This window comes from Dyadobacter sp. CY323 (genome assembly GCF_021390245.1).
Classification (GTDB): domain Bacteria; phylum Bacteroidota; class Bacteroidia; order Cytophagales; family Spirosomataceae; genus Dyadobacter.
In genome coordinates, this window is sequence record NZ_JAJUXH010000023.1 from 84,028 (window position 1) to 109,801 (window position 25,774).

General features: G+C 46.0%; 17 protein-coding genes. 4 read left to right on the forward strand and 13 right to left on the reverse strand.

Annotation, left to right across the window (positions count from 1 at the left end; genetic code table 11):
- The first annotated feature begins 4 nt into the window (after nucleotides 1–4).
- Nucleotides 5–775: a TIGR00730 family Rossman fold protein gene (locus LZG72_RS25060; protein ID WP_233877885.1), complete on the forward strand. Its 771-nt coding sequence runs from the start codon at nucleotides 5–7 to the stop codon at nucleotides 773–775.
- Between the two features lie 42 nt (nucleotides 776–817).
- Here LZG72_RS25060 and LZG72_RS25065 read toward each other — a convergent pair whose 3' ends face one another.
- A complete protein-coding gene (locus tag LZG72_RS25065) occupies nucleotides 818–1,777 on the reverse strand; it encodes a ComEA family DNA-binding protein (RefSeq protein ID WP_233877886.1) in 960 nt (319 codons plus the stop codon).
- Nucleotides 1,778–1,911: 134 nt separating this feature from the next.
- Nucleotides 1,912–2,955, reverse strand: coding sequence for a DUF4097 family beta strand repeat-containing protein (locus LZG72_RS25070; protein WP_233877887.1), 1,044 nt, complete (start codon nucleotides 2,953–2,955; stop codon nucleotides 1,912–1,914).
- 261 nt (nucleotides 2,956–3,216) lie between these two features.
- Here LZG72_RS25070 and LZG72_RS25075 point away from each other — a divergent pair, with 261 nt between their 5' ends.
- Nucleotides 3,217–3,447 (forward strand): hypothetical protein, encoded by a 231-nt coding sequence (locus LZG72_RS25075; RefSeq protein ID WP_233877888.1) that lies wholly within the window; start codon nucleotides 3,217–3,219, stop codon nucleotides 3,445–3,447.
- A gap of 11 nt (nucleotides 3,448–3,458) precedes the next feature.
- Here LZG72_RS25075 and LZG72_RS25080 read toward each other — a convergent pair whose 3' ends face one another.
- The 4 genes from LZG72_RS25080 to LZG72_RS25095 form a co-directional block, all read right to left on the reverse strand.
- Nucleotides 3,459–3,815, reverse strand: coding sequence for a hypothetical protein (locus tag LZG72_RS25080; protein ID WP_233877889.1), 357 nt, complete (start codon nucleotides 3,813–3,815; stop codon nucleotides 3,459–3,461).
- On the reverse strand, nucleotides 3,812–5,248 hold the full coding sequence (locus tag LZG72_RS25085; protein ID WP_233877890.1) for a GH1 family beta-glucosidase: 1,437 nt from the start codon (nucleotides 5,246–5,248) through the stop codon (nucleotides 3,812–3,814). The genes LZG72_RS25080 and LZG72_RS25085 overlap by 4 nt, the downstream gene beginning before the upstream one ends.
- 110 nt (nucleotides 5,249–5,358) lie before the next feature.
- Entirely contained in the window at nucleotides 5,359–7,800 is a 2,442-nt protein-coding gene (locus LZG72_RS25090) for a T9SS type A sorting domain-containing protein (protein WP_233877891.1), read from the reverse strand.
- A gap of 691 nt (nucleotides 7,801–8,491) precedes the next feature.
- Complete coding sequence (locus LZG72_RS25095) at nucleotides 8,492–9,061, reverse strand: RNA polymerase sigma factor (protein WP_233877892.1); 570 nt, start codon at nucleotides 9,059–9,061, stop codon at nucleotides 8,492–8,494.
- Between the two features lie 251 nt (nucleotides 9,062–9,312).
- Between LZG72_RS25095 and LZG72_RS25100 the strand changes: the two genes are divergently transcribed.
- Together LZG72_RS25100 and LZG72_RS25105 are read left to right on the forward strand one after the other, a co-directional pair.
- The gene (locus tag LZG72_RS25100) at nucleotides 9,313–10,596 is read left to right on the forward strand and encodes a hypothetical protein (protein WP_233877893.1); all 1,284 of its coding nucleotides are present in this window, start codon (nucleotides 9,313–9,315) and stop codon (nucleotides 10,594–10,596) included.
- Between the two features lie 2 nt (nucleotides 10,597–10,598).
- Nucleotides 10,599–11,069 (forward strand): GNAT family N-acetyltransferase, encoded by a 471-nt coding sequence (locus LZG72_RS25105; protein ID WP_233877894.1) that lies wholly within the window; start codon nucleotides 10,599–10,601, stop codon nucleotides 11,067–11,069.
- Nucleotides 11,070–11,239: 170 nt separating this feature from the next.
- Here LZG72_RS25105 and LZG72_RS25110 read toward each other — a convergent pair whose 3' ends face one another.
- The 7 genes from LZG72_RS25110 to LZG72_RS25140 form a co-directional block, all read right to left on the reverse strand.
- The gene (locus LZG72_RS25110) at nucleotides 11,240–11,527 is read right to left on the reverse strand and encodes a hypothetical protein (RefSeq protein ID WP_233877895.1); all 288 of its coding nucleotides are present in this window, start codon (nucleotides 11,525–11,527) and stop codon (nucleotides 11,240–11,242) included.
- A gap of 32 nt (nucleotides 11,528–11,559) precedes the next feature.
- Nucleotides 11,560–13,959 carry an ABC transporter permease gene (locus LZG72_RS25115; protein ID WP_233877896.1) on the reverse strand — a complete coding sequence of 800 codons (2,400 nt, stop codon included), beginning with the start codon at nucleotides 13,957–13,959 and terminating at the stop codon, nucleotides 11,560–11,562.
- Between the two features lie 189 nt (nucleotides 13,960–14,148).
- Nucleotides 14,149–15,645, reverse strand: coding sequence for a capsule assembly Wzi family protein (locus LZG72_RS25120; RefSeq protein WP_233877897.1), 1,497 nt, complete (start codon nucleotides 15,643–15,645; stop codon nucleotides 14,149–14,151).
- A 66-nt stretch (nucleotides 15,646–15,711) separates the two neighbouring features.
- Entirely contained in the window at nucleotides 15,712–18,117 is a 2,406-nt protein-coding gene (locus LZG72_RS25125; protein WP_233877898.1) for an ABC transporter permease, read from the reverse strand.
- Between the two features lie 146 nt (nucleotides 18,118–18,263).
- Complete coding sequence (locus LZG72_RS25130; RefSeq protein ID WP_233877899.1) at nucleotides 18,264–20,657, reverse strand: ABC transporter permease; 2,394 nt, start codon at nucleotides 20,655–20,657, stop codon at nucleotides 18,264–18,266.
- A gap of 150 nt (nucleotides 20,658–20,807) precedes the next feature.
- Nucleotides 20,808–23,192, reverse strand: a complete 2,385-nt coding sequence (locus LZG72_RS25135) for an ABC transporter permease (RefSeq protein ID WP_233877900.1) — start codon at nucleotides 23,190–23,192, stop codon at nucleotides 20,808–20,810.
- Between the two features lie 162 nt (nucleotides 23,193–23,354).
- Nucleotides 23,355–25,733, reverse strand: a complete 2,379-nt coding sequence (locus tag LZG72_RS25140) for an ABC transporter permease (protein ID WP_233877901.1) — start codon at nucleotides 25,731–25,733, stop codon at nucleotides 23,355–23,357.
- Nucleotides 25,734–25,774: the final 41 nt, after the last annotated feature.

The window sequence follows — 25,774 nt, forward strand, 5'->3', positions numbered from 1 at the left end:
AAATATGAGTGAAGAAGTAAAACCAACCAATGCCGAGCTAATTGACGTTTCGCTCCTGAACCCCGCGGTTCCCGAAGATGAAAAAAGGATCAAAGAGGCATTTGAAGACCGAAACTGGAATGAGATCAAAAGCGCCGATTCCTGGGTTATATTTAAGGTAATGGCCGAATTTGTCGAAGGTTTTGATAAACTCGCAAAGATTGGCCCCTGCGTTTCCCTTTTTGGTTCGGCCCGCACATTACCTGACAATCCGCATTATAAAACAGCAGAAGAAATCGCGGCGAAACTGGTAAGACATGGTTACGGTGTGATCACCGGCGGGGGCCCGGGGATCATGGAGGCAGGTAATAAAGGCGCCTCCGAACAAGGTGGAAAGTCCGTCGGTTTAAATATTAAGTTACCGTTTGAACAACATAGTAACATCTACATCGACCACGACAAGAGCATTAACTTCGATTTTTTCTTTGTCAGAAAGGTCATGTTTGTGAAATACTCACAGGGATTTGTGGTAATGCCCGGAGGATTTGGTACGCTTGATGAGCTTTTTGAGGCGATGACCCTGATCCAAACCAAAAAAATCGGTCGTTTTCCGATCGTGTTGGTGGGGAGCAGCTACTGGTCCGGTTTGCTGAACTGGATCAAAGGCACCATGCTCACCGAGCATAATATCAATGCAGAAGATCTGAAACTGATCAGTGTGGTGGATACACCCGACGAAGCTGTCAGAGTAATCGATAACTTCTATTCCAAATATTTATTGAAGCCAAACTTTTAATTTCATTCGTGAACATTCGCGAATACAGAGCCTTGTCCGGTATCAAAATTCCAGGTAAGGCTCTATTTTTTTGATAAATGCATCATCGACCACTTTCGATTTTTTAAGATCCTCGATGTTCTGATAGGGTCCGTGCTGGTTGCGGTAATTGATAATGATCGAAACGATTTTGCGATCCCTCATATAACTGTGACGACCAAGTTCCGCCGCAGTAACCGCATTAATGTTGATTTTTTTAACCGGACAAGAAACCTTTGCATACTTCCGCAGCTCGCTCAGAGCCAACGAATCCAGACCAAATATTTCAGTGTACTGATTCTCCGAATAAAACCCGCCTAGTGCATCCCGAAATTTCAGGATACGCATGGATAACTTGGTACCAATGCCTTTTAGCTTCACAAGTTCGGTCGTATCAACGGTATTGATGTCAAAACCTTGAATGGCCGGTTTGTTATACGCCCGGGGAATTGAACGCGGATCCGATGCATTTTTCTTCACATTCAGATCCTTCTGAGCCGCATTTGAAACCGGCAATACAATGTGCTTTTCAAGTTTCTCATAGAGGTTTGAAGGAAAATCGTAAATGTTCAGCAAATCTTCCTTCTTCCGGAATTTTCCTCCTTTACTACGAAATTTATCAATGCGTTTGGCCAGAAAAGCAGGGACACCCAGTTGCGTCAGCGATTCAACAGATGCTGTATTCGGGTCAAAATCAAAATAGCGGACAGGAACTTTGGGTGAGCTTTTGAAATCGTCGTTCTTGTGGGATGTGCGATTTTTAAGCTTGGGCTGCACTTCCTTTTCCAGCTCAACGGCCATGCTGTCAAGCAAATGCATATTCATCGGCTCAGGCGTGGAGACTAACGGCAATATCCATCGCCGGAAAACAAAAGGCATCCAGATCAGAAAGGAGCAGATTACAAGCAGAACCAATGCGCCGCGGGCTTCCTTCCTGGAAATGCCAAAATAATCCTGCAAACGCTCAATGAATTTTCGGTACATACGTCAAAAAAGAAAATGGTTTTCCTTTTGACGTAGCTTTCAACGTTTAGTAACGGCAGGTTCAATAAAAAAGTCCCGGACTGGAAGTCCGGGACTTCCAGTCCGGGACTTTTTTATCAATATATTCTAAGTATTTACTGATTCACATAAACACTTCCTGCGCTCGCCGAAAGTGTAACCGGGATCCCGCCGCCATTCATTCTTCCGCGAACAAAATCTTTCTCTGCCTGACCGTCAAAATTTTTCAATGGAATCGAAACGCGATTTCCTTTCAGGTTCAGGTCAACACCTTTATCCAAAGGCATAGTAACCCGCACGCTGCCTGCGGAGCTGGACAATTCAACATATTTACCCAGTTTGGAAAGCTCCACTTCAATGCTTCCGGCACTGGTATTTGCTTTTAGGCTTCCCGAAACATTGGCCAACCGAACCGACCCGCCGGAAGTTCCGGTATTCAATGCGCCTGAAATATTTTCGCCACGAACACTTCCACCGCTGGTATGCGCGTAGATTTCGCCGTCCATGTTGTTCAGTTCGATGCTCCCGCCAGATGTTTTCAGTTCGATATTCCCTTTCAGATCGTCCGCCTTAATGCTTCCGCCACTGGTATGCAGTTCAATATTGTTGCGGCAATGCATTACTTCAATACTTCCGCCCGACGTGCGGCCCTGGATTGCGCCATCCAGATCATTGATTTTCAAGCTACCTCCGCTGGTTGAAAAGTTTTGCTCCCCAGTCAGCGAAGCAATGTGAATGCTTCCTCCGCTGGTTTTCAAATAGGTAGCCACATTTCTCGGTGTAGTTACTTTAAACGCAATGGATACGCTGGTTTTGTCATTCCATTTGATGTTGTTTTTGCGCTTTGCCGTAGCCACAACCCGATTACCTTCCGTACCGATCAGAATATCATAATCTTCAAGCCTGTCTTCAATTTCCTCTTTTGTAAGATCCGATTTCCCATTCCAGTTGTTCGGACGCACATACATGTCTACTTTAAAGCCAGCACCCTGGCCGCCGGTCACGGAAATGGAACCGCCGGAAGTTTCAACAGATAGTTCTTTCAGGGATGCATTGGTGAAATTTTTGGTAACATAAGGTTGGTCCTTTTCCGACTGCGCGAAAACCGCCACAGAAGCAAACAAGGCAAGCATTATCAGAAGTAGATTGTTCTTTTTCATGATTATAGATTTGTTTTCGTAATGATGTTTAAACCGATGTGAAAGTTGCGCGGGGCAAGAGAAAATTGCCCGATTCCTTTTATCCACAGACCCATTCATTGATCAAAAATAGAACCAATCAACAAACTTACTGATTATCAACGCCTTACTTAAATAAAGTTGTTCATTACCGGACAACCCGAACAAAAGAAATTATCGAATCACCGATCCCCGTTTGCAGGTACGGTTTTTTCTACTCAGCAATCTCAACTATTATATCTTATGAAGACATTCCAGGTAAAAATTATCAAACAATCTGAAAGTGAGGTAATCGAAAAAGTGCTCCAAAATTTGCAGCTGAGAGGGTTTATCACATTTGAAGAAACAAATCCTTCTGAAAGCTCTGAAGAAACAACACCTGCCACAGAAGAGCAGGTGCAGGAAATTATCGGTGAGTCCGAGCTGGCGCCATTTTATTCAGAAAAAGAAGCCAAGGATATTCTGAATCTGTAATGCATTCAACCTTACTTTTTGTAAATGGCGATGATTTTGATCTCATCGAAGGTGGCATTACGGCCCCAGCCGCATTGTACCGTTCCTTTATTTCCGGTTTTACTATATTTCAAACGCACCGGGGTAAAGCTGTAATAGCTATCGATCTTGCCTAATTCTTTGTCTATTTTAACGATTGAACTCTCGTCAGGAAGATAAGATATTGTTGAGTCCCCGGAGACAATTGAAAAATGCCAGGAACAACCATCGGAAGCGAGCATATTCACCCAGGTTGCGTCCGATTCTACAAGATCTTCATCTAACACTTTACTTTCGTCGTGGCAGCCTATCCAGGCCAGCAGACCAAATACAACAATCAGGAATTTCATTTTTCGGGTTGTTTATACGTTTTTTTCAAGGATACATTTTCACGCAGATTAGTTGGAAGGTTTTGCGTTAATGTGTTTTTCAAGAAGGAAGCAAACCATTTTCCAGAGTCTTTTACAATGCGCTCCTGGCTTTTAAAATCCACAAAAATCAATCCAAATCGTGCAGAATAGCCTTCCGCCCATTCGAAATTGTCCATTAAAGTCCAGGCAAAATAACCCTTTACATTTACACCTTCATGTTTTGCTTTCAACACGGCAGACAAGTAATCCTGAAAAAAGGCAGTACGCTTGGAATCGGCGATTTCCCCATCGGTTAAATGATCTTGAAAAGCTGCTCCGTTTTCAGAAATGACGATATCCCGAATTCCATTATATTGCTGGAATTGTTTCAGTATCCGGTACATTCCGTCGGCATTTATTTCCCATCCCATCGCCGTTGTCGGAACATTTCTTAATGCAGCCGGCACATTTTTCAGCCAAATCACCGGTGCCAGAAACGAATGTCTGACTACGACACTAAAATAATTTTGCAACCCGATAAAATCGAAATCAAATTTCAGGAGCTCGTAATCGCCAGCTCGCATATACCGGTTGATATTGGAGAGAAAACCAAAACCATCCACCGGGTAACCTAGGCCCAGAGCAGGCTCGATAAAAAGCCGGTTCATCAGCGCATCGGCACGACGCGCAGCCCCCAGGTCGGCCGGCTTTTCACTATCCGGAAAAACGTACGAACAGGAAAGCGCAATGCCGATGTATGCGTTTGGTACCAGGTTGCGCACAATGCGGCCACCCACCGACTGGCACAAAGCCAGGTGATGAACCACGGGAAGAAAGTTCCAGTTCCCTTTTTTTCCCGGCGCATGTTCACCGGTCGTATAACCCAGGCCAGCAGTTGCCATAGGTTCGTTCATAATGATCCACGAACGCACGCGATCGCCGAAAGCCTCGGCACAAATCGTGGTATAAGCAGCAAACCAATCGATAATCTTTCTGTTTTTCCAGCCGCCCAGCAGTTCAAGCGCCTGCGGAAGGTCCCAGTGATAAAGTGTAATCCAGGGTTCTATTTCGAGCTCAATGCATTTGTTGATCAGCCGGTTATAAAAATCGATTCCTTCTTGATTTACAGCGCCGGCACCTTCGGGAAGAATACGTGACCAGGAAATGGAAAACCGAAATTGTTTGAATCCCAGTGATTTAACCTGATTCAGATCATCCTCATAACGGTTGTAAAAATCGCATGCGACCGCCGCCTGATCACCATTTTTGATCTTCCCTTTCTTTTTTGCAAACACATCCCAGATACAATCTCCTCTCCCACCTTCACGCACTGCACCCTCGATCTGATAAGCTGCCGTCGCAACCCCCCAAAGGAAATCCTCCCCGAAGGCATTTGCCGAAAGCGTTTCACCCGTATTTTCTGTTTGTTTCAAAACTTAAAAAGCGATGTTTCCAGAAAGTTAGGAACATATCAGCAAACAAAAACCCTCCGCCCGGGTGACGAAGGGTCCTGCATGACAGAAAGCTCTGCTATTCCATTTAATTATTTTACAACTACTACTTTCCGCAACACCGGGTTGTTATTCACTTTTACAAAATAAGTACCCTGAGTAAGTTTTGTAAGATCGACTTCATTCGATGCATTTGGCAGCGCATTCAGTACCATGATTCCGCTCACATTGTAAATTTTCACATTTTCAATGGCCTGGTTTCCAGAGAATTTAATGCGGTCCGACGTTGGGTTTGGATAAATCGCCACTTCCAGGTCGCCATTGAAATTCAGGCTTCTGATCGAACTGTAAGCAAACGTCCCATCGGCATCGACCATTTTCAGTCGGTACAAATTAACCGCGAGAGGGCTAGTGTGCGTATAGTGATAAGTGATTAGTCCCTTACTTTCACCCTGAGCCTGGATGGTAGTAAGTGCATTCCAGATCTTGCCATCCTGACTATGTTGAATGTCAAAATGATCTGAGTTTGTCTCGTAGGTAGTTGACCAGTTTAATGAGGCAGTACTACCTTCTTTTTTCACATCGAATGCAGCAAGAGTTACAGGCAGCGGAGAGCCTGAGAATGTGAGACAACCCTGGTCGGCCCTGAAAACGCCACTTGTCGCCGATCCCTGGATACGGATCACCTTGGTACCTGCTGGAATCGCGCCCGCGAGCACATATTTTTCCAGGCCTGTCGGCGCAGTTCCAAAGATCTTGGAAACGTCTTTTTCGATCTTGCCTAATTCTTTGTTTGAATCATCGTAGAAGAAAATATGGAACTTCTGTCCGCCATTATCCTCTTTAGCACCCCAGATTGTTAAGGATACCGAGCTTCCCCACGCGGATTGAAATGCAATATTCTGATAAAACTTGCCCGAGCCAATCAGTTTCAAGCCGTTATCCCCGCAGTTTTTGGCATCGGGCGAAGAACTCACATTGCCTTCCGAAGTCCAGCTGCTCGTTCCCGTTTCGAAACCTGCATTTGCTAATCTGTTGTTCGTGCAAGTTTCGCATTGAGAAGGTGGGACAATTGACATACAAGCCGCATCGAAGTAGAAATTACTGCCATCCGACGATGCCGCCACGATTACTTTCACCGTTCCTGCCGGGGCTGTTGATGGCAATGTATACTGCTGCAATCCTGATGCCGAATTTTTTTCAACATCTCTTGAAATGTTGTGAGCTCCGGGAATGAGCTCGTTTGAAGAATTATAAAACAAAAGCAAAAACTTGTTGTTCTTAGCGGGATTTTCGGTGGCCCCGGAGATTGTAAGATTCACAGCGGTTCCCGGAACGACGCTGTACTCCTGATAAACCGTTCCTGCACCCGCGATTTTACCAACCTTCGTGCCACATGCATACGATTTTGTGAGCGTACTGAAACTTGTTCCATCCAGTTTGGCCCAATCGTTCGTTCCGTTCTCGAAACTGGGATTTTTTAAAACTGTTTCAGCATCCGCGCAGCCTGAACACGGGGTTGTCGGCGGAGGTGTAATGGTCATACATACCACATCTACCTTGAAGAAGTCGCCTGCCGAGTAAAGTATAAAGCGAACCTTTGTTGCATTCAGCGGAGCATCGCCGGAAATGGTGAATTTTTTTAAGTTACTATCCGTCACTTTGTAATCCATAGGAACCGGAGTAATGGAAGCGACTTTTGTGTCCCCGTCATAAAATTCCATTTTGAACGAATGCTCTATTTTGGTATCGTGCGTCCCGCCATAGGCAATGATGCTTACTTTACTTCCGCCAACCAGTGCCACATCCTGATAAACACTTCCCGAACCCGTAATAAGCCCATTTTTTGAACCGCACATATTAAACGCTTCGTCTGTACCGAAATTCGTCGCGCCTTTTTCCCAATACTTGGTACCGTCCTCAAAACTTCCGTTTTTTATCGCATTATCCTCATCCTTACAGCATTCAGCTACCGGCGCCGGAGGATCAACCGACATGCAGGCGGCGTCTATCTTGAAATAATTTCCATTTGATGAAAAGGAGACACGTACTTTATTGGCATTTGCAGGCGCATTTTCCCAAAGTGAATATTCCTGAAGTTTATGCTCATGAGTCACTTTGTAATTCATCGACACCATGTTGTGATCGTTTTCCGTGACGGGGATCAACGTGTTGCCATTGTAGAATGTGAGGAAGATCCGGTGCCTGAAATCCGTTTCGTGCGTTCCTCCGTAAACAGAAAAGTTTACCTTGCTGCCTCCTGCGATATTAACTTCCTGATAAACAAGTCCGGAGCCATTCATCAGACCATTTTTATTGCTGCCGCAAGTACTGTATTTGGTATCCGTTCCGAATGAGCCGTCACCGGTAAAGGTCCAGTTGGCAGTTCCTGATTCAAATCCGCCATTTTTCAGTTTATTATCCGAATCCTTGCATCCGCAATCTCCCCCGGTAAAGGTGGGAGCCCCGGTTGTAACCTGAACGAATCCCAGGCTAAGAAAAAGTAGGCTTAATACTAACGTAAAGGTTTTCATAACATAATTGATTTGTAAGTAATTAGGTAGAACGTGAGTCGGTGTAATGTACTTGCAAAAGTATGGTTTAGGTCAATGAAAAATAGCACTTTTTTTATATGACAATTAAAAATGAACTAGGTATAAGTCAATTTTCAAAGTATTTTTATAAGTCTAATTAAAAGTATTTCTAAATTCTGCGAAGCCCTTTTTCCGCTTTTCAAGCGACTTTATCGTTAAATAATTCTTCCAACCAATTTTGGCGTGTTCGACATTCAGGAGGAGCCAGGAATATAATTATTTCAATGCGCTGCGGATCAGATAGCAACGCAAAGTGCGAATCGGAGAATGGGCGCCATGTAATAAATCGGGCGGCGCACCGCCAAAAACAAGACTGTAAACCAATATCAGATTGAACTATATCGTAGAATAGCTGGAAAAACCCAGAATAAGTGAGCACACGAGTTGTAGGCCTTATTCGTATGCAGGTAAATTCCAGGTTTGCGGGATATTCATTTGTAACTCTTTTTATCAAAAGTAGACTTTGTCGAACATCCTGAAATCAGCTGTGGATAACTGAAAATGAGCACTGAAGAATTTCGACAAAATTTTTTTTCACAAAAGAGCCAACTTCTACAAATAGAAATTGGCTTTCGAAGTCAATGCAAATATTTTATTAACCCATTGCGGATTGTAACTACATGATATTGGGTCAGGCCACTGCAAATTCAAGCTTTTGAACGCCGAAAACGACCCTTAATTCCTGCAGACCTTTTCGAATGCGGGATTTAACGGTACCCAGCGGGAGACTGAGGTTTTGAGAAACCTCCTCATGGGTATAACCCTGAAAATAAACGAGATCGATTAATAGTTTACGCTCCGGCACCAGCCGCTCCACAATAGCCCGCAAATCGATGGTCACTATCGACGGATTATAACTGCTTACGCTTGCCAATTCACCATCCAGAACATGTTCCAGCGCAACCAGGCTTTCCAATTTTACCTCCATCCGCAACCTGTCAATGGCGGTGTTCCTCACTACATTGAGGATCCAGGTAAACAGCGTGCCTTTTTCAGAATTGTAGCTACCGATGCTTTTCCAAACCTTAATAAATGCATCCTGCATCACATCCGCTGCCCTTTCTTCGTCTTTTACAATGCGTAAAATAATCCCGTACAATGCGGATGAATAACGATCGTACAAATACTCGAATGCCTCTCGGTCGTTGCGTTTAAGCGACTGGATCAATTCCAGCTCGGTGTAGGTAGACTTGTTATTCATGGTTCTGGTTATCTGTTTGTGGATGTGCGTTTTACTACCAAACCGGAGCGCGGTTGGCCCTATCATTATTATACCAACCTCCGACTTCCTTTTACCTGGGAACTTTACGGACATTTTGGGGAGACGAAGATGGATCAACTGTCCCGAAAACTGTGTTAGTCTACAATTTTCGCCTTTTGCAGAGAAAACAGTACTTTTAAAAATCAAACCATAAAGACATTCCAATGCTCTTTAAAACGATTCTTTTCGCAATGATTCCAGCCTTCCTAATTTCATGTACTTCCGATTCGGACGAAAGCAACGCATTAGACCAAATTGCACAAGAGTACGTAAAACTGGGACTTTCAATCGGTCAGTATGACGGCGATTTTGTAGATGCATATTATGGCCCCGACTCGTTAAAACCGACAGCAAAACCAGATTCCGTATTCCCCAAAGAAACCTTTCTGGCCAAAGCCGGAGAACTGAAAAAAAACCTGGCAGACCTGGCAGCAAAGTCCAAAAACGATACGATCTCCGGACGTGCGAAATGGCTTATCTCGCAGCTGACTGCATTCGAACGGAGAATCCGCATTTACTCGGAAGAGTATGCCCCGTTTGATACCGAATCCAAAGACTTGTTTGACGCCGTGGCACCTGTCCATTCCGAAAAACATTTCCAGGACCTGATCGCCCGGCTGGACAGTATCCTTCCCGGCAAAGGTTCTCTCCCCGATCGGTTTCAGAATCTGGCTGCCAATTTTCTGATCCCGAAAGATAAAATCGATACCATTTTCCAGGCGGCGATTGCCGAAGCAAGAAAGCGGACGCTGAAACATTACAAAATGCCGGCAAACGAAACCTTCACCATGGAATATGTGACGGACAAGCCGTGGTCGGGATATAACTGGTACAAAGGCAATTACAACAGTGTGATCCAGATTAATGTAAGCCAGCCCATATTCATTGAGCGCGCCATTGACCTGGCCTGTCATGAAGGGTATCCGGGACATCATGTTTTCAATGCTTTGCTGGAAGAGAAGCTATTCAGAGAAAAAGGCTGGACGGAAATTTCATTGTACCCGCTTTTTAGTCCGCAATCGCTGATCGCCGAGGGCAGCGCGAACTACGGGATCTCGGTGGCTTTTCCGGGTGATGAGCAAAAGCAATTTTGTAAAGAAGTACTGATGCCGCTCGCAGGTCTGGACACATCGAAAACAGATGCCTATTTCGAAGCTCTGGAAATAAAATCCCAGCTCAATTATGCGAGAAACGAAGTAGCCCGCGGGATTTTGAATAAGTCGATGGCAGATGCCGAGGCGCAACGCTGGCTCACCGATTACAGCCTTCTTACCGAAAAAGGTGCCGCTGATAACCTGCGATTTGTCAAAAAATACCGCAGCTATGTGATCAATTACAATTACGGTCAGGATCTTGTCAAAAATTACATTGAAAGCCAGGGCGGTACCGCCGACGCTCCCGAGTTACGCTGGCAACTGTTCGAGAAGTTGTTGACCAATCAGGTCAGGGCGAGTGCCCTGTTGGAAAAAAAATAACCATGTTCAAAATTATTCAGGCCAATACGCCGCTGCATTACGAAGCGGCGGCGGATCTTTTCCGGGAATATGCCGATTCCCTGGATTTCACACTTTCGTTTCAGAGCTTTGAAAATGAGCTGACGATCCTGCCCGACATGTACGGGCCGCCAACCGGCGCTTTATTTCTTCTGGAGTATGCCGATGCATTTATAGGCGTAGCAGGATTAAGACGGATCGAAAACGACACAACGTGTGAGGTGAAGCGTATGTACATTCGTCCGGGTTACCAGGGGAAAGGCCTCGGAAAAAGCTTATTGTCCGAAATCATCGGAACTGCCGAAGCTTTAAATTACAAACTCATTAAACTGGATACGCTCGGACCGAAAATGCCCGCCGCAGTGCGATTATACCAGTCATTCGGCTTTAAAGAAACAAAACCTTACAATTTCAATCCTCACGAAGGCGTGTTATATTTTGAAAAAGAACTTTAACCTCTTACTTACCTTTCTGGCGATTTGTTTTTATCCTGATAGAGTTGTCGGACAAGCTGCTTCCCAGCCTAAAAGGTTCCTGGAAAAAAGCATTATGGACTCCCTCTCCGCTGATATAGGTTTGGGAAAAAGACTCACCAGGTTTTAAAAACCTGGTGAGTCTTTTCAGATCACGCGATAGCCTCCCGCAACAGGGTCCTGCTTTCCTTTTTCACAAACGTAATCGGTACGAATTCGTCCGTTGGGGCGCCGATGTAGTAGACAGTCCAATCCGGGTCGTGGTGCGAAAGCATTTCGCTGATGCAGTCGGCACGGTGCGCCACCGGATTCGAACAATCTTCCCAATAAAACAGCTCAACCCGATAAAACAGGTTCTGCTTTATTCCATTAATCGTCACTTCAACTTTAATCTCCTGCTTGCCTTGAAGCGGTGGGATAGGGATAGCAATGTGGCTCATGGGATGTTAGTAGTTTAGATTATAGCTTTCAGCTATTCCGCCCGGATCGACTTCACCGGATTGGTCAATGCTGCTTTGATACTCTGGAAACTGATGGTGAACAGCGCTACCGCGACTGCCAAAACGCCGGCCGCCGCGAACATCCACCAATGTATTTCAATGCGGTACGCGAAGTCGTTCAGCCAGGTACTTACCGCCCACCAGGCAACCGGGGACGCGATGAGAATGGAAATCAGCACGAGCTTTATAAAATCGCGCGAAAGTAATGCAACAATGCCTGCCACAGAGGCGCCCATAACTTTCCTTAATCCGATTTCCTTGATGCGTCTTTCGGCAGAGTAAGAAGCCAGTCCGAATAAACCCAGGCAGGAAATAAAAATGGCTAATGCGGCCAGAATTCCTACAATCCTGCTCACCTGACTATCGGCGCGATACAGTTCGGCAAAATGCTCATCTAAAAATGAATAGGTAAAAGGCTGGTCCGGAATCAGCTGATTCCAGGTGGACTGCATGGCTGCGATGGCCTTTTTTGTGTCATTTCCTTTAATGCGCACGGAAATTTCCGAGTAACTCCAATCTTTTTGGTTGAACAAACAAAGCGTTTCGACCTTATGGTGCAGCGAATTGAAATTGAAATCTTCGCTGACACCTACAATGGTCGACAGTGAATCCATTCCCGAAAAACCAAACCGTTTCCCGATCAGTGTTTCCATCGTCAGCGTCGGCTCTTCTTTCAAAAGTTCTTTCGCAAGTGCCTTGTTAATGATATATGTTTTCGCATTGTCCGATGGGCTACTCGTGAAATTACGGCCCGCGATCAGTTTGATTTTATAAAGAGAAAGATAGTCCGGATCCACAACAACCTGAGAAGAAGTAATTTGCCGCTTCGGTCCATTCTCCTGAAAAGTCACACCGGTCTGATGAAAATTATTACCAAGACGCTGCTGCGAACCGGTAACCGCCGCAATGAACGGGCTACTCAAAAGTTCCTGTTTCAATGCGTCGTATTTCCTGTCAGATTTTGAATCCAGCGGAATAATCACCACCTGCTCTTTATCAAATCCGGGGTTTTTATCCATCATAAAACGGAGCTGCATTACTGCGAATCCAGTGGCGATAATCAGGAAAACGGCACAGGTAAACTGAGCGATAACCAAAGCATTCCTGAAAGAACTTTTCCCGGCTATTAATGTACCTTTCAAAACTTTGATCGGCTCAAACGATGAGAGAAAAGCAGCCGGGTATAACCCCGAGAAAATGCCGATCACGATTGTTCCGCCCACTACGGAAAGTAGTAACAATGGATGGGTGAAGATTGAAAAATCGAGCTGGCGCTGACTGAACTGGATTACGGAGGGCAATAGCAATTTCACCAATGCAACTGCAAGAATCAACGCGATCAAGGAGAGTAAAACAGATTCTCCCAGAAATTGTGCCGCCAGCTGCATTCGCTGCGCACCGATCGCTTTCCTCACGCCCACTTCTCTGGCCCGCCCGGTCGACCGCGCAGTTGACAAATTCATAAAATTAACGCAGGCGATCACAAGCACAATCAGCGCGATCACGGAGAAAACGTATGTATAAGATTGGTCGAATTTCTGAAAATTGATATAATCGTGCGTAATATCCGTCGATTTGGAATGCACCGCCGGGAGTGGCTGCAGAAACAATTCATAAAATTTCCAGCCGTCGTTTTTCATGTGTTTTTTTAGAAAAGAAGGAAATTTCTTTTCCAGCGTGGCGACATTCGTCCCGGGGGCAAGGTCCAGGTAGGTAACAAGCCAGTTCCCGCCCCAGTTATTGAGAAAGTCCGGTTTTGCGATCGTACTGAATGACAATAATGCATCAAACTGTAAATGCGAATTCGCGGGCGCATTCTTCATAACGCCACTTACTTTGAACGTGAGCGTATCGTTACCATAATGCGTCACATATTTCCCGATCGGGTTTTCAGTACCAAAAATACTGGCTACGCTTTTTTCCGAAAGCACAACCGTATTCGGCTCCTTCAAAACCTGCCCCCTCTCGCCTTCAAGAAGTTCATAATCAAACATCTGAAAAAAATTGGCATCGGCCCAAAGCACGTCAGGCAGCTCAACCTTCTTCTCTCCGACCGTCAGCATTAAATTTTTAGTAGAATTGACCCTGGTAAAATCACGGATCTGCGGATAATCTTCTTTTAACGCCGGCCCCATGGGATACATGGATAATGCTACTTTCTGCGGAGCCACCATACCCTCGAACTTTTGCACTTCGTCGAGCCGGTAAAGATTTTTGGAGTGGATTTTATCAAAACTCCTTTCGTAGGAAACAAAAAGCAGGATCAGGATGCAGGCGGCCATGCTTACGGCCAACCCCAGGATATTGATCGCCGAAAAAACCTTGTTTTTCCAAATGTTACGAAAGGCGATTTTGAAATAATTTTTTAACATAAGGCTGGTTGTTTCGAGTACCGTGACGACCCTTGCTGGTTGTAACAAACCCAAATCAACAAATTTATGCCAAGCAAACTAATTCATTATTATTCAATGCATTAACCATGAAAAAAGGTTGAGAAACGTCCATTTTCGGACATTGCTGTTCGTCGCTGAACAAAATGTAATGCGGAAAAGGAAATGTGGTTACCAGGTCTTTTTCAAACCCATATACGCTCCGGTATTTTTGGTAAAAATTTCGCCTTGGTCGAGAGCAAATCTGACAATAACTGCGGTGCTTTTCAGGCGGGGCAATTGATATTGAGCGGCCAGCAGAGAAGAGAACTGGCCCCGAACCGGATTGAAATCTGCACCCGGAGTACCGAAATTCCGGCTATATGAAGTCCGCAGGGAGAGAGCCAGCGACTTACGCACCTGAGCCTGAGCACCCAGGTACCACATATTCAATCGGTTATTCGGAAAAAAGCGGTCGTTAGCCCGAGAGTGGCCCATATCCTTACTCGGTATAATGAATGGTGTGCCCACCGTGCGTCCCTCGTAAGACCACCCTTCCTGATATTGAGTATGGTTGAAATAATTATCGGCACCCTGATATTTGCTTCCCGGAATGAAAAATGTCGACCCCGACTGATCCTTGGTCGTCAGATATTCAAATGTGAGGTGTGTGAGGAAGAAACCCGACAATCCGCCTGGCTTTCCGAACTTCAGATTAACGCCATACAATCCATCCGGAACATTTTTCAAAAGCATACTTGAAACGTCTTCAAATGGGTGCTGATGGTAAATAAATAGCTTCTTCCCATGGATATTCGTCTCGAATCCTACATCATAGCTACCCAAATGATTTCCTAACCGGTAACTGTCAAAGGAGCCGTAGCCGTTTTTTTCAAACCAATTGTTGGAGGTATATGCAAGAACGACATTCGGATAAAATTTCCAGGAAGACGGTAACTTACCATCGACGGCCAGTTCGGGATGAGCCTTCAATGCCTCCGAATGTCCGGCCCATAACACATTGTGATTGAGCCCGAGGTAGAATTTCGAAGCGGATTTTGGCTTACCCAACCGGAAATAGAGAAATTTCTGGTGCAGCCGGACACCGTCCAGGTAAGATGTGTTGAACCAGCCATGGGCAAATCCGGCGTGGATGGCGAGAAAACTCTTTGTGAATTTCAGCGGGACATAAGAAATCGTTCCAATCTGGATTTTAGGGATCGGAAGCGCATTGCCCGAGCCCGAGTAAAAGCCGGACGATAATGTGGAATCGCCAAGTCCCATCAGTTCCTTTCGCCTCCCGATGTACAGCTCAGTACGCTTGAAACGCACACTTGCAAATGCCTCAGGCAACAAAAATTGCTGTTTACTGCTTTTATCAAAAGTCGCGACCGGGTTCAATGCAGCACTCCAGTCCAGTTTCCTGGGACGATTGGAAAGGCTGTCAAAGAACATGTATTTTTTGGAAATTTCACCCTGCACAATGCCTCCGGGCGAGGAATTGGGAATGATACCAAACTGATTGGTACGGATCCAAAACGGCGTATTATCCGAATCCGACACAAAACCGCCTGCCTCCACACTACCCCTCAATGCTGATTTGAAATTACCTGACTGAGCGAAAACAGCTTCCGAACATAAAACGGTGACCAGGAAAGCAGTGATTGCAAAAGTGCGGAGCAAAGGCATGTCAAACGTTGATATTGAAATGCAAGATAGAAATCCAATGTTGCATTCTCACACCGATGGCTAATTTCACTCGCTTCTCAAACTTCTTACCGGATTGATCAGCGCTGTCCGGATTGCCTGGAAACTGACGGTAAGAAGCGTAATGCTCAATGCCCCGAGGCCAGTAGCTGCAAAGATCCACCACGACATTTCGGTGCGGTATGAGTACTTTTCGAGCCAGTTGTTCATAAAAAACCAGGATACCGGCGTCGATATCACAAAAGCGATCACGATCAGCAGCACGAAATCCCGTGACAGCAAAAGCCAGAGATTGACCACGGAGGCTCCCAGCACTTTCCGTATACCAATTTCCTTGGTCCGCTGCTCGGCGGTAAAAGACGCCAGTCCAAAAAGTCCAAGACAGGAAATGAGAATTGCGAGAGAAGCAAAAAAAGTGGCTAATGTCCCGATCCGCTGCTCGTCCGCGAATTTCAGCGCATATTCGTCGTCCACAAAATCATACTGAAAAGGTGAAGCAGGACCATATTTCTTAAAAACGGCTTCAATTTCCTGCAATGCCTGATGTGCGTTGGATCGGGGATTGATACGGATGGTAATAAAATCGCCTGCACCCCGGCCGATAAAAAAGATCGTCTGTTTCACGGGTTCATAGGGTGAAGCCATGATCATATCTTTAACAACCCCGAGTACCTTGAAATTTTTATCCCCCCATTGAACAAACTCGCCGGGCGCTCTACCTGCAAAACCCATCATCTTCGCCGCCGTTTCATTGATCACAAAACCGGAAGAATCAGTGGAAAATGATCTCGAAAAATCCCTGCCTTCCACGAATTCCCAACCTACTGTTTTGCCAAAATCGTGCGCTACGGCCACCGTTACAAAGTCGACCTGCATCGCCGGGTTCTTTCCTTTCCAGCTCAGATCCTTATTTACCGACCTTATATCCGTAGTCGGCCCTTTGGATTCCGACACCCCGGTCACCATCCCGCTATTTAGCAGGTCGTCGCGGAATGCATCCATATGTTTGTGGATTTCCGGCGTGCTCACATGCAGCGACACCAACCCTTCCCGGTCATAACCCACCGCCCGCTCCTGCCCATGACGGATCTGGCGGTAAATGACAATGGTACCGATGATGAGCGTAACGGAAACGGCAAACTGCAAAACAACCAGGATTTTTCGCGGCGCAGTATGAATTAAGCTGCCAAAAGCCCGCATCGGAGCGGATCCGCGCAGCGCCCTGACAGGCGCGAAAGACGAAAGATAAAATGCGGGATAACTTCCGGCAACAAGACCGGTAATGATGCAGAAAGCAATGCTAATGAGCCAAAACCACGGGTTTGTCCACAGCATAACCATTTCCTTATCGGCTATTTCATTGAAAACGGGCAAGATCAGGAAGGCGATTGAGATTGCCAAAACAAATGCAAAAATCACGATGAGATACGACTCGCTGAAAAACTGCAGGATCAGCTGCGACCGCACCGAGCCGATTGCTTTACGGACACCAACTTCTTTTGATCGTTTTTCAGAACGTGCCGTACTCAGGTTCATGAAGTTAATGCACGCAAGAAGCAGCACAAATGCACCGATGATGCTGAAAAGCAACACCACTTCAATTTTACCGCCGGCATTGATACCATTTTTCCATTCCGAATGTAAATGCCACCGGCTCATCGGATGAATCAGGATTTGCGGCTTAAATTTCAGCTCTTCCCGATCGCCTTTGTCCAGCTTCATATTTTTGATTTTTGCAGAAACAGATTCGAGATCCGCATTTGCCTTTAATTCGGCAAAAATCTGAAAAGAACTATTCGCCCATTCATGATTGTCCCGGGCATTCCGCACCCAGTCTGCCGATGAAACATATAACTCCCACGGTGCTATAAAACGGACTTCCCAAAACTCCGAATTGGACGGCAGATCTTTGTATACGCCCGTAACCCGCACATTCAGCTCATTATCGATCTTCACCATTTTACCTACTGGGTCCGCACCGGCGAACATCGCCTTTGCAACCGATTCTGAAAGCAGGACCGAACCAGGTTCGGCCAATGCATTCCAGTTTCCTTTCACCATTTCCAGCGAAAGCATTTCAGGAGTTTTGGCTGACATAAAGTTGCCCGTTTTCACCAGCTTGGTATCCTTATAACTCAGAACATGTCTGGTTGTCCAGGACGACAAAATCACACGCTCAAAATCGTCTCCAAAATTATTTTCCAACTCCCCGGCCACCGGAATCGCCACGTTTTGCCCGGTCTGAATTTCACCATCCAGCGTCTGCTGTTCCAGAACACGGACGATCCGATCGTAATTTTTATGATTTTTATTAAATGAAAGTTCATCATAAACCCAAAGCCCAATGAGCATAGCAACCGCCATCCCGGCAGCCAGCCCAACCACATTGATCAATGCATGGGTCTTGTGTTTTAAAAGGCTACGGAAGGAGATTTTCAGGTAGTTGGAAAGCATTGTATGTGAGATGTGAGATGTTAAATGTGAGATGTTGTATGGTAAAAGGTGAGAAGTGAGACATTGATTGTGAGATGTTATATGTGAACAGTGAGTGGTTGTTGATTTAAACTTTTCACATCTCACATTTCACTTCTCACTCCAAGTCACTCACTCCTCAAACTCCTCACCGGATTAACCAATGCTGCTTTAATACTCTGGGCAGAAACGGTTATTAAAGCCAATATCGTCATTAAACTTCCGGTGAGGGCAAATATCCACCATTGAATTTGTATCCTGAATTCAAAGTGGCTCAGCCATTCGTCCACGGCCCACCACGCCAGCGGGGAAGCGATGATGGTTGCGACAATCAGCAATTTCAAAAATTCAGTGGAAAGCAGCGAAATAATGCTGGATACGGACGCTCCCAGTACTTTTCTGATTCCGATCTCTTTGGTTTTTTGTTCCGCCGTAAATGTGGCAAGCCCCAATAATCCGAGGCAGGCGATGAACACCGCCAGAAACGTGGACGCTTGTATAAGTTCTCCGGTCCGTGTTTCCGACCGGTAGGCTTCGGCCAGCGTATCATCCAGAAACTGATATTCGTAGATCTGATTTGGATAGGTCTGTTTCCAGGCCTTTTCGATATGTGCCAAAACAGACGCCATGCTTTCCGTTGTGAGATTTTCGTTTTGCAGCTTAATTCCCGCCTGATAAAAATGTTTGGGGGCAATGGACAGGATGGTCGGGTCGATTTTTTGGTGCAGTGAGTTTACATTGAAATTCTCAACAACGCCAATAATATGTGCAAATTCCTGTTCGTCGCCGTAGTAAACCATCTGACCAATCGCATCCTCCGGGTTTTTAATCCCTATCCTGGAAAGAAACACTTCATTTACGACCACTTTGGTCATGGTGTCACCGTCGTTAAGGAACTGGCCAGCCATTAGCTTGATCCCATATGTTTCCAGAAAATTCGGATCAACCATTTTCATCTGTGTTTTGACAATCGTGGGCTCGGCACCTTTCCGGTATTGCATTGCTTGCATCCAGTTACTCTCGGCAGAAGCACTATTAAATGAAAAACTCACATTCTTGATCTGCGAAGAGCCCGTCAGCTTGCTCCGCAGGGAAGTTAGCTTCGAAGGATTGTTATCGGGCAAGCTTACTGTCACAATCGCTTGTTTATCAAAACCCAGATCCGCATTCCTGAAGAATTTCAGCTGCTGGTTCACCAAGACCGCACTGCTGATCAGAACAATGGAAATGGTAAACTGGACAACGACCAATCCCTGCCGCAAGCTGAAAAGTTGCTTTCCAGGCAGGACCACGTTGGATTTCAATGCCCAGATCGGCGCCATGCCCGACAGTCTGAATGCAGGATATGTCCCGGCTAGCAAGGTGGTAACGGTAGCCAGAATCGTCACACATAATGCAGTCTGCCAGGTAAAAAGATCCGAATTTTTCACCGGAACCGCCATTATATCCGAAATGGAAGGTAACGAGACCTGGACAAGCATAATGGCGATTGCTACTGCCAGAAACGTGAGTAAGCCTGCCTCGGTCAGAAACTGAAAAACGAGTGAGAGACGACTGCTTCCGACAGCTTTCCTCAACCCAACTTCCTTGCCTCGTTTGAAAGCCTGGGCAGTACTGAGGTTGATAAAATTAAAACAGGCGATCAGCAAAACGAAAAGCCCGATAAGCGATAACATTTGGAGCAGTTCAACATTGGCAGACCGGCCACTCAGGTTGCCGGTATAATGCAGCTCAGAAAGCGGATTAAGCACAAAATCCTTTTGCGACAATGCTTCTTTTCCCATATGTTTCTCAATGATACCAGGAAATCTGCTGGCGAGCCCCACCGAATCGGAGCCTTTTCCGAGCTTCACATACACCTGAAAATTATCCCCCCAGCCGTTCCATTGATCCAGGTTAAAATCCGGATCCGTACTTTTCAGCGTGGGAAACGAAACGAGCATGTTAAAAGGAAAGCTGGTTTGAGCCGGCGCATCCTCGAAAACACCCGCCACCTGCAAATCCTGCTTTTCGTTCATGCGTACCGACTTTCCTACCGCAGCCGTCGTTCCAAAATACTTCATGGCATATGCGCGGCTGATCACAACTTTATTAGGCTGTGAAAGCGAATTCCCGGCATTTCCGGAGATCCAGTGATAGTCCAGAAGACGAAGTGTTTCATTTCCTGCAAATACAAATGATTCTTTAAACCTGTATTCGGACCCGGGAATGTAAAATACACTCCCATGAACAGCATATAAAGGTGCCACCAAAGCAGCTTCGGGCGCTTCCGTGCGCAACGCATTCACCATTCCGGTGTACGTTCCCGGGAATTCCCTGCTTTCCTTCAGATTTTTTGTCTCAACCCGAAAGATGCGGTCCCCCTCGGACAGGTACTTATCGTAACCTGTTTCATGATTAATAATCAGGAAGATCACCAGCGCGCAAGCCATTCCAGCAGCAAGCCCGGTAATATTGATCAGTGTATATCCTTTGCTTTTCAAGATATTCCTGAATGCGATTTTGAGATAATTTGTTAGCATGGCGTTGTTGTTGTTAGCTGTTAGATGTTAGCTGTTAGCTGTTAGCTGTTAGCTGTTAGCTGTTAGCTGTTAGAGATAAATTTAAAACTGTAAAACCTTACTGATTTAAAGTAAAAGAGCCAATAGCTAATCGCTAAAAGCTAACAGCCCCTACTCACTCCGCAAACTTCTCACCGGATTGATTAATGCAGCTTTAATCGCCTGAAAACTGACGGTGAGCAGCGTGATCGCCAATGCGCCTAAACCGGTTGCGGCGAAAATCCACCAGGAAATTTCGGTGTGGAGCGTGTATGTCGCCAGCCAGCCGTGCATCAGGTACCACGCGATCGGGCAGGCGATGAGACAGGAAATGATCACCAGTAACACGAAATCTTTTGACATCAACTGCCAGAGGTTCAGTACCGAGGCGCCGAGCACTTTGCGGACTCCGATTTCTTTTGTGCGCTGCTCGGCAATGAATGAAGCCAGACCAAACAGTCCGAGGCAGGAAATAAAAATGGCTAAAACGGCAAAGAAAGAAGACAGCTTACCAATGCGGGCTTCGTCGCCGAACTTTTTGGCATATTCTTCATCTACAAATTTGTAAACAAACGGGCTCCCCGGATTATGCTTCCCGAAAACCGCCTCCACTTTTGCGAGAGACGCAGCCAGGCTTGTGCCGGCCGCAAGACGAATGTTGATCGTATTTACATTGCCGTTTACCACGAAAAACGAGGGACTGGTTGGTGAAAAAGGATTTTCCCGGATCATATCCTTCACGACGCCTACGATTTTGAAATCCTTTCCTCCTCTTTTCACAATTGTTTCGACTGGATTTTTCAACCCCATTAACTTTACTGCTGCCTCATTGAGGATCATCGCCGAAGAGTCGGTTGTGAACTGCTTTGAGAAATCCCGGCCTGCAACAAGTTGCCAACCAATGGTTTTCCCATATTCATGACTCACGGAATTAGACATGATCAGCGGATGCTCGTCCGGCTTTTTACCCGGCCACGACATATCCGTGGTACCGCCATATTGTACCGTCACCGATCCCGACGACTCCGACATTTCCCTGACTGCGCCGGTGTTGAGCAAATCTTGCCGGAGCACACTGTACTTTCCGTAAAGTTCGGGCGTGTTCATGCCTACCTCAATCAATCCATTTCGGTCGTATCCCACAGGTCTGTTTTTCGCAAACTGAATTTGCCTGAACACCACGATCGTACCAATAATGAGCGTAACTGAAACAGTGAACTGAATCACTACCAGCACTTTGCGAGGCAATGTAGCAAGCTTTCCAAAACCGGCCCGGAACGTGGAGCTGCCGGCCTTCAAAACCGTAACCGGCTTGAAAGACGATAGATACAGCGCAGGGTAACTGCCCGCGATCAGTCCTGTAAACAGACAGAAAGCCAATCCCGCAAGCCAGAAAACCGGTTCAAAAAATGGCATTGTCATTGTTTTGTAGGCGACCTCGTTGAAGAATGGCAACATTGCCGCAGCCAGCAAAACGGCAACTAAAAATGCCATGAATACAACCAGCAGCGATTCGCTGAAAAACTGGCCGACCAGTTGTGAGCGTAACGAACCGATTGCCTTCCGCACGCCCACCTCTTTTGCGCGTTTTTCGGATCTGGCTGTGCTGAGATTCATGAAATTGATGCAAGCCAGCAGCAGAACAAACGTACCGATAATGCCAAACAGCCATACATACGTGATCAGTCCACCTACATTCTGCCCATTTTCAAAGTCCGAATACAGGTGCCATTTATGCATCGGATGCAGGAAATACTGTGGCTTGTAACCCGGAGGATTCTCTTTTTTCATGCGAATGTCTTTGATCTTCGCTGATGCCTTCCCAAAGTCACCTCCTTCCTTCAACTGCACATAAACCTGCCACGAATTCTCGTCCCATTGCTGCAAGGCACCTTTTGCATACTTATCCGTCGAGATCAGTAATGACCAGGGTACCAGGTAGGTGGTTTCTTTAAGGCTGCTGTTGCCAGGAAAATCTTCATACACTCCTGCCACTTTCACATCGGTTTTGTTATCAATGCGAATCACTTTTTCCATCGGGTCCTGGCTGCCGAAAAGCGTTTTCGCCAGCGACTCCGACAGCAGGATCGCGCCCGGATCGTTCAATGCCTTGTTCGTTCCCGAGAGCAGTTTTACCGTCATCATATCCAGAAAATCCGGCTCCACGTACTTTCCGGCCATTTCGATTTTCTTTTCTCCGGCTACCAACAGGGATTGACTACCCTTCCCGAGCGAAACTTTCTCAAAATCGGGGTACTTGGAGCGCAACTCATCCGCCATCGGAATAGGTGAAACATCATAAGCCGTGGTTTCCACATCGAACGTGACGTACTGCCATACCTGGGCAACCCGGTCGTAATTTTTGTGATACTTATCATACGAAAGCTCATCCTGGATCCACAAACCAATGAGCATCGCAACGGACATTCCCAGCGCAAGCCCACCAATGTTAATTGCGGAGTACCCTTTGTTTTTCGCAAGACTGCGACAGGCGATTTTTAGATAGTTTTTTAGCATGGCGTTTTTGGGCTGTCGGCTTTTTAGCTATTGGCTGTTAGCTCTTAGCTTTTTTTGTTTTGATTTTCATTATAAAAAATTTAACAGGAGGGCTAAAAGAATTAAAGGCTAACAGCTAACAGCTAACAGCTAACAGCTAACAGCTAACAGCTAGCAAACCCCCTACTCACTTCTCAAACTCTTCACCGGATCCATTACCGCTGCTTTTACCGCCTGGTAACCCACTGTTCCTAGCGCCAGCGTTGCGATTGCCAGGCCTGAGTAGATGAAAATACTGATATGGAGGTCGATGCGGTAGGCGAATTCGTGGAGCCACTGGTCCATTGCCCAGCCGATCAGCGGGAATGCGATAACCATCGCGATGACGATCAGTTTGAGAAAATCCGCGGAAAGCATGACGACTACGTTGCTGATTGTTGCGCCCACCACCTTCCGGATACCGATTTCTTTTTGTCTTCTCTGGGCGGTAAATGCAGCTAGTCCGAAAAGCCCGAGGCAGGAAATGAGCACCGCAAGTCCGGCGAAGTATCTTGATAAAACACTGATCCGACGCTCGGAGGCATACAACGCTTTGTAATTTTCGTCCATAAACTCGTACTCAAACGCATTACCCTGGTAATGTTCCTTAAATGCTTTCTCAACCCGGGCGATGGTTTGAGGCTCCGCACCACCCTGAATTTTGAGCATGATATTCGGCACTACCGGATACACCTGAAAAAAGCAGGGTTTTACATTTTCATAAAGCGATTCGAAATTGAAATCCTTCACCACTCCCACAATCTGCCGCTCCCTACCCCAAAACTTCACCGTTTTACCAATCGGATCTTTTAATCCCATTGCCTTAATGGCCGATTCGTTAAAGACGATCTCGTTGCCCGCATTTTGGTTTTGCGAAAAACTCCGTCCTTCTTTCAACTGGATCCCAAACGTTTCAATGAAATTGAAGCCGACTTCCAGGTTGGCGAAATCGATATCTTTCCCAGGCGGGCGTCCAGGCCATTCAAAACCCGAAATACTCCCATGTACTCCTGTCAGGTTGTGGCCGTAACTCGCAGCGCTGACCACGCCAGGTACATTTTTCAGTTCATTTAGAAATGCTTCGGAAGATTTAAGGCTCACTAAATCCGTCTCCATCGGAATCTCAAAATGAATGATGTTGTCGCGATTGTAACCCAGGTTTTTGGATTGGATAAATTCAATTTGCTTGTAAACGACCAGCACTGACACGATGAATATCATGGAAATAGCAAACTGAAACACCACAAGCCCTTTTCGTACCAGTAATTCACTCACCGAAGTCCGCAGCGTCCCTTTTAAAACCGAGATCGCATTAAAGCCGGATAAGTAAAATGCAGGGTAACTGCCTGCGATAAGGCCGGTTGCAAATGTTATTGTCAAAATGTACACCAACATCGTCGGGTCCAATTGCAGGTCGATCTGCTTTCCAGTCAGGTTATTAAATTGTGGCAAAAGGAGCAAAACGAATAAAATGGCGATGACGAGCGACAAAAAAGCCATCAGCACCGACTCGCTCAGGTACTGCGTGACCAATGACTTGCGCCCTGCGCCCAATGTCTTTTTAACGCCAACTTCCTTCATACGGCCCGAAGCGCGGGCAGTCGACAAATTCATGAAATTGATACAGGCTACCAATAATATAAATAGTGCGATTATGCCAAATAGCTTTACGTAGACAATCCGCCCGCCCGCCTGAACACCGTTTTCAAATTGGCCGTCCAGGTATTTATCCGAAAATTTGATGGCGAATAACTCGACATCCAGACTTTTTTGTTTCGTTAGCAGGAAGTTTTTCAGCTTATCATTCAATGCGGCTACATCCGTTCCTTTTTTTAAAATCAAATAAGTACTGGGATCACTATTGCCCCATTCTTTCATCCCAGGGCGTTTTTCTGCATACAGCGCGAAATTGAACAGCAGATCGAACCGCTCGACTGCATTCGCCGGATTTTTCTTAAAAACGTGCCCAATATGGTACAACCCACTGAATTCGTCTTTTTCCCACTTAACCGTTTTACCGATCACATTTTCGGTGGTACTGAAAAGTTTCAAAGCCATTTCATCCGAGATTCCAATCGTTTGATTGTCACGAAATAAGGAATTCCGGTCGCCTTCGACGATGGGACAACTGAATACATTAAAATACTCTTTCCCGACAAACTGCTCACCCGTTTTCAAATGCGTATTGCCAAATGAGACAGTACCACTATTGGAAAACCAGGACGCCGGCAACACCGTAACCGCGTGCTCCACCTCCGGCATTTCTGCTGCCAATGCATCTGCAAGGAGGCCAGCCGTGTGCGTTATCGTTTTAATGCCGTCCTGATTTTTATGATTGGCCATGACCTGATAAAGCTGCGTGTCTTTTGCATTGTATTTATCCACATGCAACTCATCATTGATCCACAGGTAAATCAGAAAAGTACAGGCCAATCCGGTCGAAAGCCCGATCAGGTTCAAAACCGTAAACTGCCGCTCTTTGAGCAGGTTGCGAAAGGAGATTTTAAGGTAGGTAGGGAGCATGAAAAAAAGGTTAATGGAGGAAACGGAGGAAGGAAGAAGGG